The 15,212-nt window shown below is 51.7% G+C and carries 16 protein-coding genes and 1 other annotated feature; of the genes, 8 read left to right on the plus strand and 8 right to left on the minus strand.

Annotated features, from left to right (window positions below):
• Window positions 1-160: 160 nt before the first annotated feature.
• The 3 genes from J4613_RS08060 to arcA all read right to left on the minus strand — a co-directional run bounded on the left by J4613_RS08060 (window position 161) and on the right by arcA (window position 2,514).
• Window positions 161-832, minus strand: coding sequence for a winged helix-turn-helix transcriptional regulator (locus tag J4613_RS08060; protein WP_000811641.1), 672 nt, complete (start codon window positions 830-832; stop codon window positions 161-163).
• Window positions 833-1,216: 384 nt separating this feature from the next.
• Window positions 1,217-1,531: a hypothetical protein gene (locus J4613_RS08065; protein ID WP_000749515.1), complete on the minus strand. Its 315-nt coding sequence runs from the start codon at window positions 1,529-1,531 to the stop codon at window positions 1,217-1,219.
• Window positions 1,532-1,797: 266 nt separating this feature from the next.
• Window positions 1,798-2,514, minus strand: coding sequence for a two-component system response regulator ArcA (gene arcA / locus J4613_RS08070; protein WP_001194359.1), 717 nt, complete (start codon window positions 2,512-2,514; stop codon window positions 1,798-1,800).
• A gap of 95 nt (window positions 2,515-2,609) precedes the next feature.
• Between arcA and yjjY the strand changes: the two genes are divergently transcribed.
• From yjjY to thrC, 6 genes are all read left to right on the plus strand, one after another.
• Window positions 2,610-2,750, plus strand: coding sequence for a protein YjjY (gene yjjY / locus J4613_RS08075; protein ID WP_001541509.1), 141 nt, complete (start codon window positions 2,610-2,612; stop codon window positions 2,748-2,750).
• A gap of 399 nt (window positions 2,751-3,149) precedes the next feature.
• Window positions 3,150-3,836: a tRNA/rRNA methyltransferase gene (locus J4613_RS08080; RefSeq protein ID WP_001266780.1), complete on the plus strand. Its 687-nt coding sequence runs from the start codon at window positions 3,150-3,152 to the stop codon at window positions 3,834-3,836.
• 213 nt (window positions 3,837-4,049) lie between these two features.
• On the plus strand, window positions 4,050-4,115 hold the full coding sequence (gene thrL, locus J4613_RS08085; RefSeq protein WP_001575544.1) for a thr operon leader peptide: 66 nt from the start codon (window positions 4,050-4,052) through the stop codon (window positions 4,113-4,115).
• Window positions 4,051-4,171 (plus strand) — a sequence feature (Thr leader region). (Overlaps the previous gene by 65 nt.)
• A 25-nt stretch (window positions 4,172-4,196) precedes the next feature.
• On the plus strand, window positions 4,197-6,659 hold the full coding sequence (gene thrA, locus J4613_RS08090; RefSeq protein WP_001264677.1) for a bifunctional aspartate kinase/homoserine dehydrogenase I: 2,463 nt from the start codon (window positions 4,197-4,199) through the stop codon (window positions 6,657-6,659).
• A 1-nt stretch (window position 6,660) separates the two neighbouring features.
• Window positions 6,661-7,590, plus strand: coding sequence for a homoserine kinase (thrB, locus tag J4613_RS08095; protein ID WP_001615299.1), 930 nt, complete (start codon window positions 6,661-6,663; stop codon window positions 7,588-7,590).
• Between the two features lie 3 nt (window positions 7,591-7,593).
• A complete protein-coding gene (gene thrC / locus J4613_RS08100) occupies window positions 7,594-8,880 on the plus strand; it encodes a threonine synthase (RefSeq protein ID WP_000781109.1) in 1,287 nt (428 codons plus the stop codon).
• Window positions 8,881-8,973: 93 nt separating this feature from the next.
• Here the strand turns inward: thrC and yaaA are convergent, their stop codons facing one another.
• The gene (gene yaaA, locus J4613_RS08105; RefSeq protein ID WP_000906175.1) at window positions 8,974-9,747 is read right to left on the minus strand and encodes a peroxide stress protein YaaA; all 774 of its coding nucleotides are present in this window, start codon (window positions 9,745-9,747) and stop codon (window positions 8,974-8,976) included.
• Between the two features lie 78 nt (window positions 9,748-9,825).
• Window positions 9,826-11,256, minus strand: coding sequence for a sodium:alanine symporter family protein (locus J4613_RS08110; protein WP_001113812.1), 1,431 nt, complete (start codon window positions 11,254-11,256; stop codon window positions 9,826-9,828).
• Between the two features lie 268 nt (window positions 11,257-11,524).
• On the opposite strand from J4613_RS08110, the gene tal reads away from it, so the two are divergent.
• Both tal and mog read left to right on the plus strand, forming a co-directional pair.
• Window positions 11,525-12,478, plus strand: a complete 954-nt coding sequence (gene tal / locus J4613_RS08115) for a transaldolase (RefSeq protein WP_000130175.1) — start codon at window positions 11,525-11,527, stop codon at window positions 12,476-12,478.
• Window positions 12,479-12,588: 110 nt separating this feature from the next.
• Window positions 12,589-13,179, plus strand: coding sequence for a molybdopterin adenylyltransferase (gene mog / locus J4613_RS08120; RefSeq protein WP_000380373.1), 591 nt, complete (start codon window positions 12,589-12,591; stop codon window positions 13,177-13,179).
• A 56-nt stretch (window positions 13,180-13,235) separates the two neighbouring features.
• On the opposite strand, the gene satP is transcribed toward mog, so the two are convergent.
• The 3 genes from satP to J4613_RS08135 all read right to left on the minus strand — a co-directional run bounded on the left by satP (window position 13,236) and on the right by J4613_RS08135 (window position 15,105).
• Window positions 13,236-13,802 (minus strand): acetate uptake transporter, encoded by a 567-nt coding sequence (satP, locus tag J4613_RS08125; protein ID WP_000528525.1) that lies wholly within the window; start codon window positions 13,800-13,802, stop codon window positions 13,236-13,238.
• 149 nt (window positions 13,803-13,951) lie between these two features.
• Window positions 13,952-14,665 carry an acidic protein MsyB gene (gene msyB / locus J4613_RS08130; protein WP_001103476.1) on the minus strand — a complete coding sequence of 238 codons (714 nt, stop codon included), beginning with the start codon at window positions 14,663-14,665 and terminating at the stop codon, window positions 13,952-13,954.
• A gap of 35 nt (window positions 14,666-14,700) precedes the next feature.
• On the minus strand, window positions 14,701-15,105 hold the full coding sequence (locus tag J4613_RS08135; RefSeq protein WP_001258090.1) for a DUF2541 family protein: 405 nt from the start codon (window positions 15,103-15,105) through the stop codon (window positions 14,701-14,703).
• Window positions 15,106-15,212 lie beyond the last annotated feature (107 nt).

The raw sequence follows: 15,212 nt of genomic DNA on the forward strand, positions 1-15,212 counted from the left end.
CGGACCCGGTAACAAAGTTTAATAAAATACCACTAAAGAAGTATGGTTGATGACTGGATTTATAGAGCAAGATCTCTTTTTTGATAATAGTTATTATTTCCTGGAGGATTTATTTAACTCTATATTGCTTTATTTTTAAGAATATACGACGCTTGTCCGTTTAAAATGAAACCGGCAGGTTTCGAAGCTCTAACAGTCTTCCATGCAGTATTTTTATATAGTCTCCCGCTTTTAGTTCTGAAAGTACCTGCATGATACGGCTGCGTGAAAGCCCGGTTCTCTGCTGTATGAAGTTCTGTGCATTGATCTCAAATCGTGAGCTTTCAGGATACGACCACAGTTCAAGTAACAGCGCTTTTATCTGGCTATAGGCGTCCTGCCCGATAAGATTTCTGTCACGGTTAGTCATGAAAGCAATGCGGTACATCAGGATGTTCGAAATGTCACGCCAGAGATGCTTTTCATCAGCTATTTCCACAAAATCTTTTACTGGGACAGGATAATATTCACAGGTGGTTTCGGCGATAAAAAAGACGTCTGAATTCTCTTCTAACTGGTATAAGTCAGCATAGGCATCTACAAGGCCTAAAATCATTGGTGAGACACCGCAGCCCATTACAATGCTGTCGATACGCCGACATACTTTAATAGCGCCTTTAGTGATTAACAGGATGTGGGATTGATTATCAATCTTGATATCCAGTGTTTTACCGGCCGTAATAGTGACAGGGGAGATGTTTTGAATAACGTGCCGATGAATATTTAAAATGGCTTGCAGGTTTTTTTCTTTCCCTGTGGGACGATACACACTCCCGCCGTTTAACTGCTTCATATCTTCCCCATTATTATGGCTGATAAAGTGGTTGACTATTAAAAGGTAAACATAAATTTAATATTTACTTAAAATTATAATTAAGTAAATTAAAATAGCCAACAAGAATATTTAAGTCAATGTATTCACCTTATCAATGCATGAGCGACAACGCTGTTTTTAAGGTTAACCATAGTAAATGTGATGATTTTATTTGCAATCATTTTATGACAGCTATCATAGGTACCGTGCTTAACGAGCGCGTAGAGCGTACAGGATAGCGAAGCGATGAACATCGCTGTTGTAGGATACGAATGAGAGAAAAGTACAAAATGCAGGCGGGCGGCGTTTTACTGAGCGAAATCGCCGCCTGCCGGAACTCCTCCCGGCGGGAGCCATAAGCGGTTAGCGGTACTGGACGATCAGGCTTTGAATCTCCGGATGATCTTTTAACGACACGTGCCGTACCGTGGCGATTCCATTCATCAACGAAATAGCGTTTCCAGACGGTGTGGCGACTGTCTGTAAATGGGGGATATTATTCCGCAAACATGATACCTCGATATTGCGATCGTGAGGCGCAAGATTACAACCATATTCGACAATCTGGCCTTTGAAATGAATAACGCCTGCGGAGACCGGCGCGGTAGCAGCCAGCGCGGCTGATGAAGCTGACATCGCTGCACAAAACAGGTAGCAGCATAATGGTGATTTTTTCATCCTGTGAAACCTCACGTCCTGTGAGCATCCCCTTATTTTTTGGGGACTAACAAATCCCGTGTATTACTCTTTAATGTAAATACACAAACTACCTTAACTTTCGCAAGCTGAGATAAACAGCGCTATACGACAATTTTTATGTAAAAGAGTACGTCATAACGGCAGGTCAGGAGGGAAAGCGAGGCCGTTTAGCGGAAGGGGGACATAAGAAACAGCCAGTAAGAATAACTTACCGGCTGTTTTTACGGTTTGGCGCCTGGGCCGAATTAATCCTGCAGGTCGCCGCAGAAGCGATAACCTTCGCCGTGAATGGTGGCGATGATTTCCGGCGTATCCGGCGTGGATTCGAAATGCTTACGAATACGACGAATGGTAACGTCAACAGTACGGTCATGCGGCTTCAGCTCGCGGCCGGTCATTTTCTTCAACAGCTCTGCGCGCGACTGAATTTTGCCAGGGTTTTCGCAGAAGTGAAGCATCGCGCGGAACTCGCTGCGCGGTAGTTTATACTGCTCGCCGTCCGGGCCGATCAGTGAACGACTGTTGATATCCAGTTCCCAACCGTTGAACTTGTAGCTTTCAACGCTACGACGCTCTTCGCTGACGGTACCCAGGTTCATGGTACGGGACAGCAGGTTGCGGGCACGGATGGTCAATTCGCGTGGGTTAAACGGTTTGGTGATGTAATCATCCGCGCCGATTTCGAGGCCGAGAATTTTGTCGACTTCGTTATCGCGGCCCGTCAGGAACATCAGCGCAACGTTAGCCTGTTCACGCAGTTCACGCGCTAACAGGAGACCGTTTTTCCCTGGCAGATTGATATCCATGATCACCAGGTTGATGTCATATTCAGAGAGGATCTGATGCATTTCCGCGCCATCTGTCGCTTCGAATACATCATAGCCTTCCGCTTCGAAAATACTTTTCAACGTGTTGCGTGTTACCAACTCGTCTTCAACGATAAGAATGTGCGGGGTCTGCATGTTTGCTACCTAAATTGCCAACTAAATCGAAACAGGAAGTACAAAAGTCCCTGACCTGCCTGATGCATGTCGCAAATTAACATGATCGGCGTAACATGACTAAAGTACGTAATTGCGTTCTTGATGCACTTTCCATCAACGTCAACAACATCATTAGCTTGGTCGTGGGTACTTTCCCTCTGGACCCGACAGTGTCAAAAACGGCTGTCATCCTAACCATTTTAACAGCAACATAACAGGCTAAGACGTACCGGACACCTAATAAAACTACGCTTCGTTGACATATATCAAGTTCAATTGTAGCACGTTAACAGTTTGATGAAATCATCGTAGCTAAATGCTAGCTTTCATCACAAATTTGCAATATTCCAACTAGTTACGTAAGCCAACTAATAAATGTGATGAATCCAAAGAACAGGATCTATTTTAAATTAAATTATCCTAAATAAACAGCAGGATAACGATGTTCTGTTAACATAAACAGCAATAGTACAGATACGCAATAGTGTAGCGTCTTTTACGAAATCAAAAATGCTTTTTCAGTGATATCCGTTAAAATTTTGTAAATTTGCGAAGCGTAATATGCTTACAAACGCCAGCTAATTTCCTGTAAATTAGTCAAAAAGAGTAATGAAATGCGTGTAACAATCGTTCTTGTCGCTCCCGCCAGAGCGGAAAATATCGGCGCAGCCGCCCGGGCTATGAAGACCATGGGATTTACTGACCTGCGTATTGTCGACAGCCAGGCGCACCTGGAGCCCGCCACCCGTTGGGTCGCACATGGATCTGGAGATATTATTGATAATATTGAGGTTTTTCGCACCCTTGCCGACGCGCTCCACGATGTGGATTTTACCGTCGCGACGACAGCCCGCAGTAGGGCAAAATTTCATTACTACGCTTCGCCCGCTGAACTGGTTCCCTTATTACAGGAAAAATCACGCTGGATGCGTCATGCCGCGCTGGTTTTTGGCCGTGAGGATTCCGGTCTGACCAATGACGAGCTGGCGCTGGCGGATGTATTGACCGGCGTGCCGATGGCGGCGGATTACCCTTCGCTCAATCTGGGACAGGCAGTCATGGTGTATTGCTATCAATTAGCAGGTTTAATGCAACAGACCACTGAATCCGTTGATATTGCTGATGAATCGCAGTTACAGGCGTTACGCGCGCGCCTTTTACGTCTGTTAACGACTCTGGAGGCGGCCGATGACCACAAATTAACCGACTGGCTACAACAGCGAATCGGCCTGCTGGGACAGCGAGATACGGTAATGTTGCACCGTTTGGTTCATGATATTGAAAAAAAACTAACAAAATAACGTGCTGTAATTTTTAAAATAATAAGAGATTACGTCTGGTTTCAAGAGATCATAACAGGGGGAATTGGTTGAAAATAAATATATCGCCAGCAGCACATGAACAAATTTCGGAATGTGATCAATTTAAAAATTTATTGACTTAGGCGGGCAGATACTTTAACCAATATAGGAATACAAGACAGACAAATAAAAATGACAGAGTACACAACATCCATGAACCGCATCAGCACCACCACCATTACCACCATCACCATTACCACAGGTAACGGTGCGGGCTGACGCGTACAGGAAACACAGAAAAAAGCCCGCACCTGAACAGTGCGGGCTTTTTTTTCGACCAGAGATCACGAGGTAACAACCATGCGAGTGTTGAAGTTCGGCGGTACATCAGTGGCAAATGCAGAACGTTTTCTGCGTGTTGCCGATATTCTGGAAAGCAATGCCAGGCAAGGGCAGGTAGCGACCGTACTTTCCGCCCCCGCGAAAATTACCAACCATCTGGTGGCGATGATTGAAAAAACTATCGGCGGCCAGGATGCTTTGCCGAATATCAGCGATGCCGAACGTATTTTTTCTGACCTGCTCGCAGGACTTGCCAGCGCGCAGCCGGGATTCCCGCTTGCACGGTTGAAAATGGTTGTCGAACAAGAATTCGCTCAGATCAAACATGTTTTGCATGGTATCAGCCTGCTGGGTCAGTGCCCGGATAGCATCAACGCCGCGCTGATTTGCCGTGGCGAAAAAATGTCGATCGCGATTATGGCGGGACTTCTGGAGGCGCGTGGACATCGCGTCACGGTGATCGATCCGGTAGAAAAACTGCTGGCGGTGGGCCATTACCTTGAATCTACCGTCGATATCGCGGAATCGACTCGCCGTATCGCCGCCAGCCAGATCCCGGCCGATCACATGATCCTGATGGCGGGCTTTACTGCCGGTAATGAAAAGGGTGAACTGGTGGTGCTGGGGCGTAATGGCTCTGACTACTCTGCCGCCGTGCTGGCCGCCTGTTTACGCGCTGACTGCTGTGAAATCTGGACTGACGTCGATGGCGTGTATACCTGTGACCCGCGCCAGGTGCCGGACGCCAGACTGCTGAAATCGATGTCCTACCAGGAAGCGATGGAACTCTCTTACTTCGGCGCCAAAGTCCTTCACCCTCGCACCATAACGCCTATCGCCCAGTTCCAGATCCCCTGTCTGATTAAAAATACCGGTAATCCGCAGGCGCCAGGAACGCTGATCGGCGCGTCCAGCGACGATGATAATCTGCCGGTTAAAGGGATCTCTAACCTTAACAACATGGCGATGTTTAGCGTCTCCGGCCCGGGAATGAAAGGGATGATTGGGATGGCGGCGCGTGTTTTCGCCGCCATGTCTCGCGCCGGGATCTCGGTGGTGCTCATTACCCAGTCCTCCTCTGAGTACAGCATCAGCTTCTGTGTGCCGCAGAGTGACTGCGCGCGTGCCCGCCGTGCGATGCAGGATGAGTTCTATCTGGAGCTGAAAGAGGGGCTGCTGGAGCCGCTGGCGGTTACTGAGCGGTTGGCGATTATCTCTGTTGTCGGCGACGGTATGCGCACGCTACGCGGCATTTCAGCGAAATTCTTCGCCGCGCTGGCGCGGGCCAATATCAATATCGTGGCGATCGCTCAGGGATCTTCTGAGCGTTCCATTTCTGTGGTGGTGAATAACGACGATGCCACCACCGGCGTGCGGGTAACGCACCAGATGCTGTTCAATACCGATCAGGTGATTGAAGTGTTTGTCATTGGCGTCGGCGGCGTCGGCGGCGCGCTACTGGAACAGCTTAAACGTCAGCAAACCTGGCTGAAGAACAAGCACATCGATCTACGCGTGTGCGGCGTGGCGAACTCAAAGGCGTTGCTAACCAATGTGCATGGCCTGAATCTGGACAACTGGCAGGCGGAACTGGCGCAAGCGAACGCGCCGTTCAATCTGGGACGCTTAATTCGCCTGGTGAAAGAATATCATCTACTCAATCCGGTGATTGTTGATTGTACCTCCAGTCAGGCGGTGGCCGACCAGTATGCCGACTTCCTGCGTGAAGGATTCCATGTGGTGACGCCAAACAAGAAAGCGAACACCTCGTCGATGGACTACTACCATCAGCTACGTTTCGCCGCCGCGCAATCACGGCGAAAATTCTTGTATGATACCAACGTCGGCGCCGGTTTGCCGGTAATCGAAAACCTGCAAAACCTGCTGAATGCCGGTGATGAACTGCAAAAATTTTCCGGCATTCTTTCCGGGTCGCTCTCTTTTATTTTCGGTAAACTGGAAGAGGGGATGAGTCTCTCACAGGCGACCGCCCTGGCGCGCGAGATGGGCTATACCGAACCCGATCCGCGCGACGATCTTTCCGGTATGGATGTGGCGCGGAAACTGTTGATCCTCGCCCGCGAGACGGGCCGCGAGCTGGAGCTTTCCGATATTGTGATTGAACCGGTGTTGCCGGACGAGTTTGACGCCTCCGGCGATGTGACCGCCTTTATGGCGCATCTGCCGCAGCTTGACGACGCGTTTGCCGCCCGTGTGGCGAAAGCTCGTGATGAAGGTAAGGTATTGCGCTATGTGGGCAATATCGAAGAGGATGGCGTGTGCCGCGTGAAGATTGCCGAAGTTGATGGTAACGATCCGCTCTTCAAAGTGAAAAACGGTGAAAACGCGCTGGCGTTCTACAGCCATTATTATCAGCCCTTGCCGTTGGTGCTGCGCGGCTACGGCGCAGGCAATGATGTGACGGCGGCGGGCGTGTTTGCCGATCTGTTACGGACCCTCTCATGGAAGTTAGGAGTTTAACATGGTGAAAGTGTATGCCCCGGCTTCCAGCGCGAACATGAGCGTCGGTTTCGACGTGTTGGGCGCGGCCGTCACACCCGTTGACGGCACGTTGCTGGGCGATGTGGTATCCGTTGAAGCAGCGGACCATTTCCGTCTGCATAACCTGGGGCGATTTGCCGATAAACTGCCGCCGGAGCCGCGTGAAAATATTGTTTATCAGTGCTGGGAACGTTTTTGCCAGGCATTGGGGAAAACCATCCCGGTGGCGATGACGCTGGAAAAAAATATGCCGATTGGTTCCGGGTTAGGGTCCAGCGCCTGTTCCGTCGTCGCCGCGCTGGTCGCGATGAATGAGCACTGCGGCAAACCGTTAAACGACACGCGTCTGTTGGCGCTGATGGGCGAGCTGGAAGGCCGTATCTCCGGCAGCATCCATTACGATAACGTCGCGCCGTGCTTTCTTGGCGGTATGCAGTTGATGATTGAAGAAAACGGCATTATTAGTCAGCAGGTGCCGGGCTTTGATGAGTGGCTATGGGTACTGGCTTATCCGGGCATTAAAGTTTCCACCGCAGAAGCACGGGCCATTTTGCCTGCGCAGTATCGCCGTCAGGATTGCATTGCGCATGGACGGCATCTGGCCGGTTTTATTCACGCCTGTTACTCGCGGCAGCCGCAGCTTGCCGCCGCGCTGATGAAAGATGTTATTGCCGAACCATACCGCGCGCGTTTACTGCCGGGCTTTAGCCAGGCGCGACAGGCGGTGTCGGAGATCGGCGCGCTGGCGAGCGGGATTTCCGGGTCGGGGCCGACGCTGTTTGCGCTATGCGATAAACCGGAGACGGCGCAGCGCGTCGCGGACTGGCTGAGCAAACATTATCTGCAAAATCAGGCAGGCTTCGTTCATATTTGCCGGCTGGATACGGCGGGCGCACGAGTAGTGGGATAATCAATGAAACTCTATAATCTGAAAGACCATAATGAGCAGGTCAGCTTTGCGCAGGCCGTCACGCAAGGACTGGGCAAACAGCAGGGACTTTTTTTTCCGCACGAACTGCCGGAGTTTAGCCTGACGGAAATTGATGAGATGCTCAACCAGGACTTTGTCAGCCGTAGCGCAAAGATCCTCTCGGCATTTATTGGCGATGAAATACCGCAGCAAATTCTGGAAGAGCGCGTCCGCGCGGCGTTTGCGTTCCCGGCGCCGGTAGCGCAGGTAGAAAGCGATGTCGGCTGCCTGGAGCTGTTCCATGGTCCGACGCTGGCCTTTAAAGACTTCGGCGGGCGTTTTATGGCGCAAATGCTGACGCATATCAGCGGCGACAAACCGGTGACGATTCTGACCGCAACGTCAGGTGATACCGGCGCGGCGGTGGCTCACGCGTTCTATGGCCTGGAAAATGTGCGGGTCGTTATTCTCTACCCGCGCGGTAAAATCAGTCCGTTGCAGGAAAAACTGTTCTGTACGCTGGGCGGCAACATTGAAACCGTGGCGATCGACGGCGATTTCGACGCTTGCCAGGCGCTGGTGAAACAGGCATTTGATGACGAAGAACTGAAAACGGCGCTGGGGCTGAATTCGGCTAATTCGATTAATATCAGCCGCCTGTTGGCGCAAATTTGCTACTACTTTGAAGCCGTGGCGCAACTGCCGCAGGGGGCGCGTAACCAACTGGTGATCTCCGTCCCCAGCGGCAACTTTGGCGATTTGACGGCAGGACTGCTGGCGAAGTCGTTAGGCCTACCGGTGAAACGCTTTATCGCCGCCACCAACATTAACGATACGGTGCCGCGTTTCCTGCAGGACGGGAAGTGGGCGCCAAAAGCGACGCAGGCGACCCTGTCGAATGCGATGGATGTCAGCCAGCCGAATAACTGGCCGCGCGTGGAGGAGCTATTCCGCCGTAAAATCTGGCGTCTGACTGAGCTGGGCTATGCGGCGGTGGATGACACTACGACACAACAGACGATGCGCGAGCTGAAAGCGAAAGGTTATATCTCGGAACCTCATGCGGCGGTAGCGTATCGGGCATTACGCGACCAGTTAAACCCTGGCGAGTATGGCTTGTTTCTCGGAACGGCGCATCCGGCGAAGTTTAAAGAAAGCGTGGAGTCCATTCTGGGAGAAACGCTGGCCTTGCCTGAAGCGCTCGCCGAACGCGCCGATCTGCCGCTGCTTTCACATCATCTGCCTGCGGATTTTGCCGCCCTGCGTAAGCTGATGATGACCCGCCAGTAACCATTGCGCCCGGTGGCGCTGTCGCTTACCGGGCCTATGGGGTGGTGTCGATTTGTAGGCCGGATAAGGCGTAACCGCCATCCGGCGATGCCGTTACTGCTCGTAGCGTTTAAAGACCAGCTCGTCTTGTGTGGAGGTTTCTTCATCAAAGAAATACCCTTCACGGTCAAACGCGGTAAGCTGTTCCGGCTTCGTTAAGCGGTTTTCAATAATAAAACGGCTCATCAGTCCGCGCGCTTTTTTGGCGTAGAAGCTTACCACCTTAAACTTGCCGTTTTTCTCATCAAGGAACACGGGCTTAATCAGTTCGGCATTCAGTTTCTTCGGCTTCACCGATTTAAAATATTCCTCGGAGGCCAGATTCACTACCACCCGATCGCCCTGCGCCTCAAGCGCTTCGTTGAGCTTATCGGTAATGATATCGCCCCAGAATTGATAAAGATCTTTGCCGCGCGGATTCTCCAGGCGAATCCCCATCTCCAGACGATAAGGCTGCATTAAATCCAGCGGGCGCAATACGCCATACAAGCCAGAAAGCATACGCAGATGTTGTTGAGCAAAATCAAAATCCGCGTCGTTGAACGTTTCCGCCTGTAGGCCGGTATAAACATCGCCTTTGAACGCCAGAATCGCCTGGCGTGCATTATCCGGCGTAAAATGAGGCTGCCAGTCATGAAAACGCGTGGCGTTGAGATCCGCCAGTTTGTCGCTAATTCCCATCAGCCTGGAAATTTGCGGCGCCGAAAGCTGGCGGGCCTGTTGAATAAGCTGCTGGCTGTGATCCAATAGCTCCGGCTGGGTATAGCGGGTCGTGGCCAGCGGGCTTTGATAATCAAGCGTTTTTGCAGGTGAAATCAGAATCAGCATATCCAGTCCTTGCAGGGAATTTTCTGCGACTTTAGCAAAAAAACGCCGCAGAGTTGACCGATGGTTGCGATTGTCGGCTTAATCGCGCGATGCCGCATCCCAGGTATCTGGCGCCAGTTGTGGTTCGATATCCGGGAAGCGCCGCGGATCGAACTGCGGTCTTACGCCCAGTTTCCGTTGTCGCAGATAATCGCCGGCGAGGGTATACACCACCGGTGAGAGCAACAAAATCGCCGTCAGATTGGTAATAGCCATACAGGCCATGATCATGTCAGCGAGCTGCCATATCAGCGGAAAACTGATGAGCGTACCGGCGATGACCATGCCAAGCGTCGCAAGGCGTAATAGCCAGATGGCCTTTGCGTTATGTAACCGCAGAAAAAACAGATTGTTCTCGGCGTAAATATAGTTGGCGACGATAGAACTGAACGCGAACAGAATGACGATAAGCGCGACAAAACTGGCGCCCCATTCACCGGTCAACGAAACCATTGCATGTTGGAGAAGCTGAATGCCTTCTGTTGACGAATGGGACGCGTGATTCCCCGCCAGCAGGATAATCATCGCGCTGGCGGTACAGATGATAATGGTGTCGCTGAATACGCCAATCATTTGCACAATCCCCTGCGCGACAGGATGAGGTGGATACGACGTTGCCGCTGCGGCCGCATTAGGCGTTGACCCCATTCCCGCTTCATTAGAGAACATCCCACGCTGAAAACCGCTGGTAATAGCCTGGGTGAGCGTATATCCGGCTGCGCCTGCCGCGGCTTCCTGCCAGCCAAATGCGCTTTTGACTATCGAGGCGATAACGCCAGGCATTTGCTCAATATGCCAGAGGCAAATGAATACGCTGCCGGCGACCCACAATAACGCGATGATGGGAATCAACCATTGCATCAGACGGGCGACGCCTTTGATGCCGCGAATGATAATTAACAGGGCACAGAACGCCAGAGCAATGCCGGAGATAAGCGGCGGAATGTTGAAGGCGAAATGGAGCGCGCGTGAGACGGCATTCGCCTGCACGCTATTAAAAATCAACCCGTAGGCGACGAGCAGAAAGAGGGCGAAAACCACGCCCATCCAGCGCATTCCCAGCCCACGCGCCATATACCACGCCGGGCCGCCGCGGAACTGGCCTGTCGGGTCACGTTCTTTATAAAGCTGGGCAAGCGAACACTCGGCGAAGGAGGTCGCCATGCCAATGATGGCCGAGACCCACATCCAGAATACCGCGCCGGGACCGCCTGCGGCGATAGCCAGCGCCACGCCGGCCAGATTACCGCTGCCAATCCGCGCCGCGAGGCTGGTACACAGTGCCTGAAATGACGTCAGGCCGCCTGGCTGCGGGCTAAGGCTGCCTTTCAGACTGCGGCTAAATTGGCGAATATAACGAAATTGAATGAATCCGGTACGCCAGGTAAACCAACATCCTGCGCCGAGCAGCAGGTAAATCATTACCGAGCCCCAGAGTATTTCGTTAATAAAACTGAAAAACTCAGGCATTAACGTCCCTCTTGTTGATGCCGTCACGCTTTGATGATCCTGTATAAGCGTGACCCATGATGTAGATGACCTTGTCAGACTAATATTAACGGCAGTTTACCATAAATACGGCGGTATCCTTTAATTGCGCATCAACCGTCGGCAGATACGCAAACAGTTCACAAGGGCAGCCAGGTGCATGTAGGCGGTTGCGCTGTGAGTGCGTCGTGTTATCATCAGGGTAGACCGGTTACATCCCCTAACAAGCTGTTTAAAGAGAAACTCTATCATGACGGACAAATTGACCTCCCTTCGTCAGTTCACCACCGTAGTGGCTGATACCGGAGATATCGCGGCAATGAAGCTGTACCAGCCGCAGGATGCTACAACTAACCCTTCTCTCATTCTTAACGCAGCGCAAATCCCGGAATATCGTAAGCTGATTGACGATGCTGTCGCCTGGGCGAAGCAGCAGAGCAGCGACCGCGCGCAGCAGGTTGTTGACGCGACCGATAAGCTGGCGGTGAATATTGGCCTGGAAATCCTGAAGCTGGTGCCGGGGCGTATTTCTACCGAAGTTGACGCGCGTCTGTCTTATGACACTGAAGCGTCTATCGCCAAAGCAAAACGTATCATTAAACTCTACAATGATGCGGGTATCAGCAACGATCGTATCCTGATCAAGCTGGCGTCCACCTGGCAGGGCATTCGTGCAGCCGAACAGCTGGAAAAAGAAGGCATCAACTGTAACCTGACGCTGCTGTTCTCCTTCGCGCAGGCGCGTGCGTGCGCCGAAGCGGGCGTCTACCTGATCTCGCCGTTCGTAGGTCGTATTCTTGACTGGTATAAAGCCAATACCGACAAGAAAGACTATGCGCCAGCTGAAGATCCGGGCGTGGTTTCCGTAACGGAAATCTACGAGTACTACAAACAGCATGGTTACGAAACCGTCGTTATGGGCGCAAGCTTCCGTAACGTAGGCGAAATTCTGGAACTGGCGGGCTGCGACCGTCTGACTATCGCGCCGGCATTGCTGAAAGAACTGGCGGAAAGCGAAGGGGCGATTGAGCGTAAGCTCTCTTTCTCCGGCGAAGTCAAAGCGCGCCCGGAACGCATTACCGAAGCCGAGTTCCTGTGGCAGCATCACCAGGACCCCATGGCGGTTGACAAACTGGCGGATGGTATCCGTAAGTTTGCGGTAGACCAGGAAAAACTGGAAAAAATGATCGGCGATCTGCTGTAATCATTAACGCGTGGCCCTGATATGGGTCACGCTACCTCTTCTGAAACCTGTCTGTCCTTCCCTTCGCAGTGTATCATTCTGTTTAACGAGACTGTTTAAACGGAATAATCATGGATACCTTACGTATTGGCTTAGTTTCTATCTCCGACCGCGCTTCAAGCGGCGTTTACCAGGATAAAGGCATTCCTGCGCTTGAGGAGTGGCTCGCTTCTGCGCTGACCACGCCTTTCGAGGTCCAACGGCGCTTAATTCCTGATGAACAGGAAATTATCGAGCAAACGTTGTGTGAACTGGTTGATGAGATGAGCTGTCATCTGGTGCTGACCACTGGCGGTACCGGTCCGGCGCGTCGCGACGTCACGCCGGACGCGACCCTTGCCATCGCCGACCGTGAAATGCCAGGTTTTGGCGAGCAGATGCGCCAGATCAGCCTGCGCTTTGTGCCGACCGCCATTCTTTCCCGCCAGGTGGGCGTTATCCGTAAACAGGCGTTAATTCTTAATTTGCCTGGACAGCCAAAATCGATCAAAGAAACGCTGGAAGGCGTAAAAGCGGACGATGGCAGCGTTAGCGTGCCGGGCATTTTTGCGAGCGTGCCGTATTGCATACAGCTGCTTGACGGGCCGTATGTCGAAACCGCGCCGGAAGTGGTTGCCGCTTTCCGTCCGAAGAGCGCCAGACGTGAGAATATGTCATCCTGACCGGAAGAGACTGATAGTAGGGTTATTCCTCCCGGTGCGGGAGGAATAAAAGAGATTTAGTGCGCCTCGCCGATTGGCAGAATAGTGCGGCCAAATTGCTCGTTTAGCACTTCACCCATCGCCAGATAAATAGCGCTGGCGCCGCAAACCAGACCAACCCAGCCTGCGATATGGATAATGGCTTCGTTACCGGTGATATTGCCGACCGCCAGCAGAGCGAACAGTACGGTCAGGCTCAGGAAAACAAATTGCAGCGCGCGGGCGGCTTTCAGCGTACCGAAGAACATAAACAGCGTGAACACGCCCCACAGACCCAAATAAGCGCCGAGTAGCTGAGCGTCAGGCGCATCCGTCAGGCCCATTTTCGGCATCAGCAGGATAGCGACCAGCGTCAGCCAGAACGAACCGTAAGAGGTAAAGGCCGTTAAACCAAAGGTATTGCCTTTTTTATACTCCAGCAGACCGGCAAAAATTTGCGCGATACCGCCGTAGAAAATCCCCATCGCCAGAATAATACCGTCCAGGGCGAAAAAACCGGCATTGTGCAGGTTAAGCAGAATGGTGGTCATGCCGAAGCCCATCAGGCCCAGCGGTGCCGGATTAGCCAACTTAGTGTTGCCCATAATTCCTCAAAATCATCATAATTGAATGGTGAAATAGTTTCCCAGAATAACGAGTTCCGTATTCGGGGCGCGGCATAATAATCAGGGGGAAGAGGACTGTCTATGATCTAATAAGGGGGAAAAGAAAATATTTCCCCCTGTGAGGGCATTCACGCCTGAACGGCTGCCATCATTCGTCGCAGGCAGGCTATTTGCAACACCGCCGGAATAGTCACGCAATACGCGCTGCCGCTCATCGCTTTGACGCCGTTTAACGCCGCGCCGACTGGGCCGCCAAGACCTGCGCCGCGCAGCAATCCGTGGCCCAGGATGCTCATTGCGGCATGGGTACGCAAAATGCGGGTAAGCTGGGTGGAAAGCAGGTGGGAGACCCCTTTTGCCAGACTGCGATCTTTCATGAGCAGCGGCAGCAGTTCTTCCAGTTCAGAAACTTTGGCGTCTACGGCTTGCAGAAATTCCTGCTTATGCGCCGCGTCCATCTTCTGCCAGGTATGACGTAAAAAATGCTCCAGCAGTTGCTGTTCTATTTCAAACGTCGACATGCTTTTATCTGCTTTGAGTTTTAGCCGTTTTGCGACATCCAGCAGAATCGCGCGGTACTGTTTTCCGTGTCCGCGCAATTTGTTGGCGATACTGTCGCCGCCGTAATGCTGAAACTCGCCGGCAATGAGCTGCCAGTTACGGCGGTGTTGCTCCGGGTGACCTTCCATCGCTTTGAACAGTTCGTTATGACTAAGGACGCTTGACAAGCGAGCTTTGCCCTTTTCGTTATGCGTCAGCAAACGGGCGAAATCGGCGAGTTGTTCTTCGCTACAATGCTGAAGAAAGTCTAAATCCTCGTCGTGTAAATAGGTGACGTTCATTTTCAGTCTGGCTTTTGGAATAGAAATAACAGCGATTAATCGTCGCCAATGACTTTAAGTCTCGCCATATCGGAAGAATTTACCGTATGGCCTGAGAAGGTAATCTTTGATACGCAGCGTTTGTTGTCGTTATCGCTATTAATATTGATCCAGCCTGTTGTCTGGCCCTCTTTGATTGAGGAAGGGACGTTCAGGCTTTGGCTGGCGCTACGCGCAGTTTTAAAATAGACGGATGCGCCGCTAAGTTCGATGTCGCCGTGATCCGCCGTGAGTTGAATGCGCTTCACGATGCGGCAGACGGGAATTTTCAGCGTGAGATCGTTCGTTTCATTTCTGGGCATGGCAATAACACCCAGTATTTTATGGTCGTTCGCGTGCGCGACGCTACTTAACGCCAGGCCGAAAAGCAGGCTGGCGGAAATCGTTAACACAGATCGCATGAAATTTCTCTTTGACGGGTTCAATAAGCAATTACCGTCTATCATACTCTGCTCATGGCAACGATTCAGTTTTGTAATCTTTTCTTTTTATTACAATTTTTCTGTGA

This window comes from Salmonella sp. 32020114201800008SM (genome assembly GCF_017572025.1).
Classification (GTDB): domain Bacteria; phylum Pseudomonadota; class Gammaproteobacteria; order Enterobacterales; family Enterobacteriaceae; genus Salmonella; species Salmonella enterica.

Coding starts and splice junctions, on each gene's coding strand:
- J4613_RS08060 (WP_000811641.1), bottom strand. CDS start 832: ATGAAGCAGTTAAACGGCGGGAGTGTGTATCGTCCCACAGGGAAAGAA.
- J4613_RS08065 (WP_000749515.1), bottom strand. CDS start 1,531: ATGAAAAAATCACCATTATGCTGCTACCTGTTTTGTGCAGCGATGTCA.
- arcA (WP_001194359.1), bottom strand. CDS start 2,514: ATGCAGACCCCGCACATTCTTATCGTTGAAGACGAGTTGGTAACACGC.
- yjjY (WP_001541509.1), top strand. CDS start 2,610: ATGACTAAAGTACGTAATTGCGTTCTTGATGCACTTTCCATCAACGTC.
- J4613_RS08080 (WP_001266780.1), top strand. CDS start 3,150: ATGCGTGTAACAATCGTTCTTGTCGCTCCCGCCAGAGCGGAAAATATC.
- thrA (WP_001264677.1), top strand. CDS start 4,197: ATGCGAGTGTTGAAGTTCGGCGGTACATCAGTGGCAAATGCAGAACGT.
- thrB (WP_001615299.1), top strand. CDS start 6,661: ATGGTGAAAGTGTATGCCCCGGCTTCCAGCGCGAACATGAGCGTCGGT.
- thrC (WP_000781109.1), top strand. CDS start 7,594: ATGAAACTCTATAATCTGAAAGACCATAATGAGCAGGTCAGCTTTGCG.
- yaaA (WP_000906175.1), bottom strand. CDS start 9,747: ATGCTGATTCTGATTTCACCTGCAAAAACGCTTGATTATCAAAGCCCG.
- J4613_RS08110 (WP_001113812.1), bottom strand. CDS start 11,256: ATGCCTGAGTTTTTCAGTTTTATTAACGAAATACTCTGGGGCTCGGTA.
- tal (WP_000130175.1), top strand. CDS start 11,525: ATGACGGACAAATTGACCTCCCTTCGTCAGTTCACCACCGTAGTGGCT.
- mog (WP_000380373.1), top strand. CDS start 12,589: ATGGATACCTTACGTATTGGCTTAGTTTCTATCTCCGACCGCGCTTCA.
- satP (WP_000528525.1), bottom strand. CDS start 13,802: ATGGGCAACACTAAGTTGGCTAATCCGGCACCGCTGGGCCTGATGGGC.
- msyB (WP_001103476.1), bottom strand. CDS start 14,665: ATGAACGTCACCTATTTACACGACGAGGATTTAGACTTTCTTCAGCAT.
- J4613_RS08135 (WP_001258090.1), bottom strand. CDS start 15,105: ATGCGATCTGTGTTAACGATTTCCGCCAGCCTGCTTTTCGGCCTGGCG.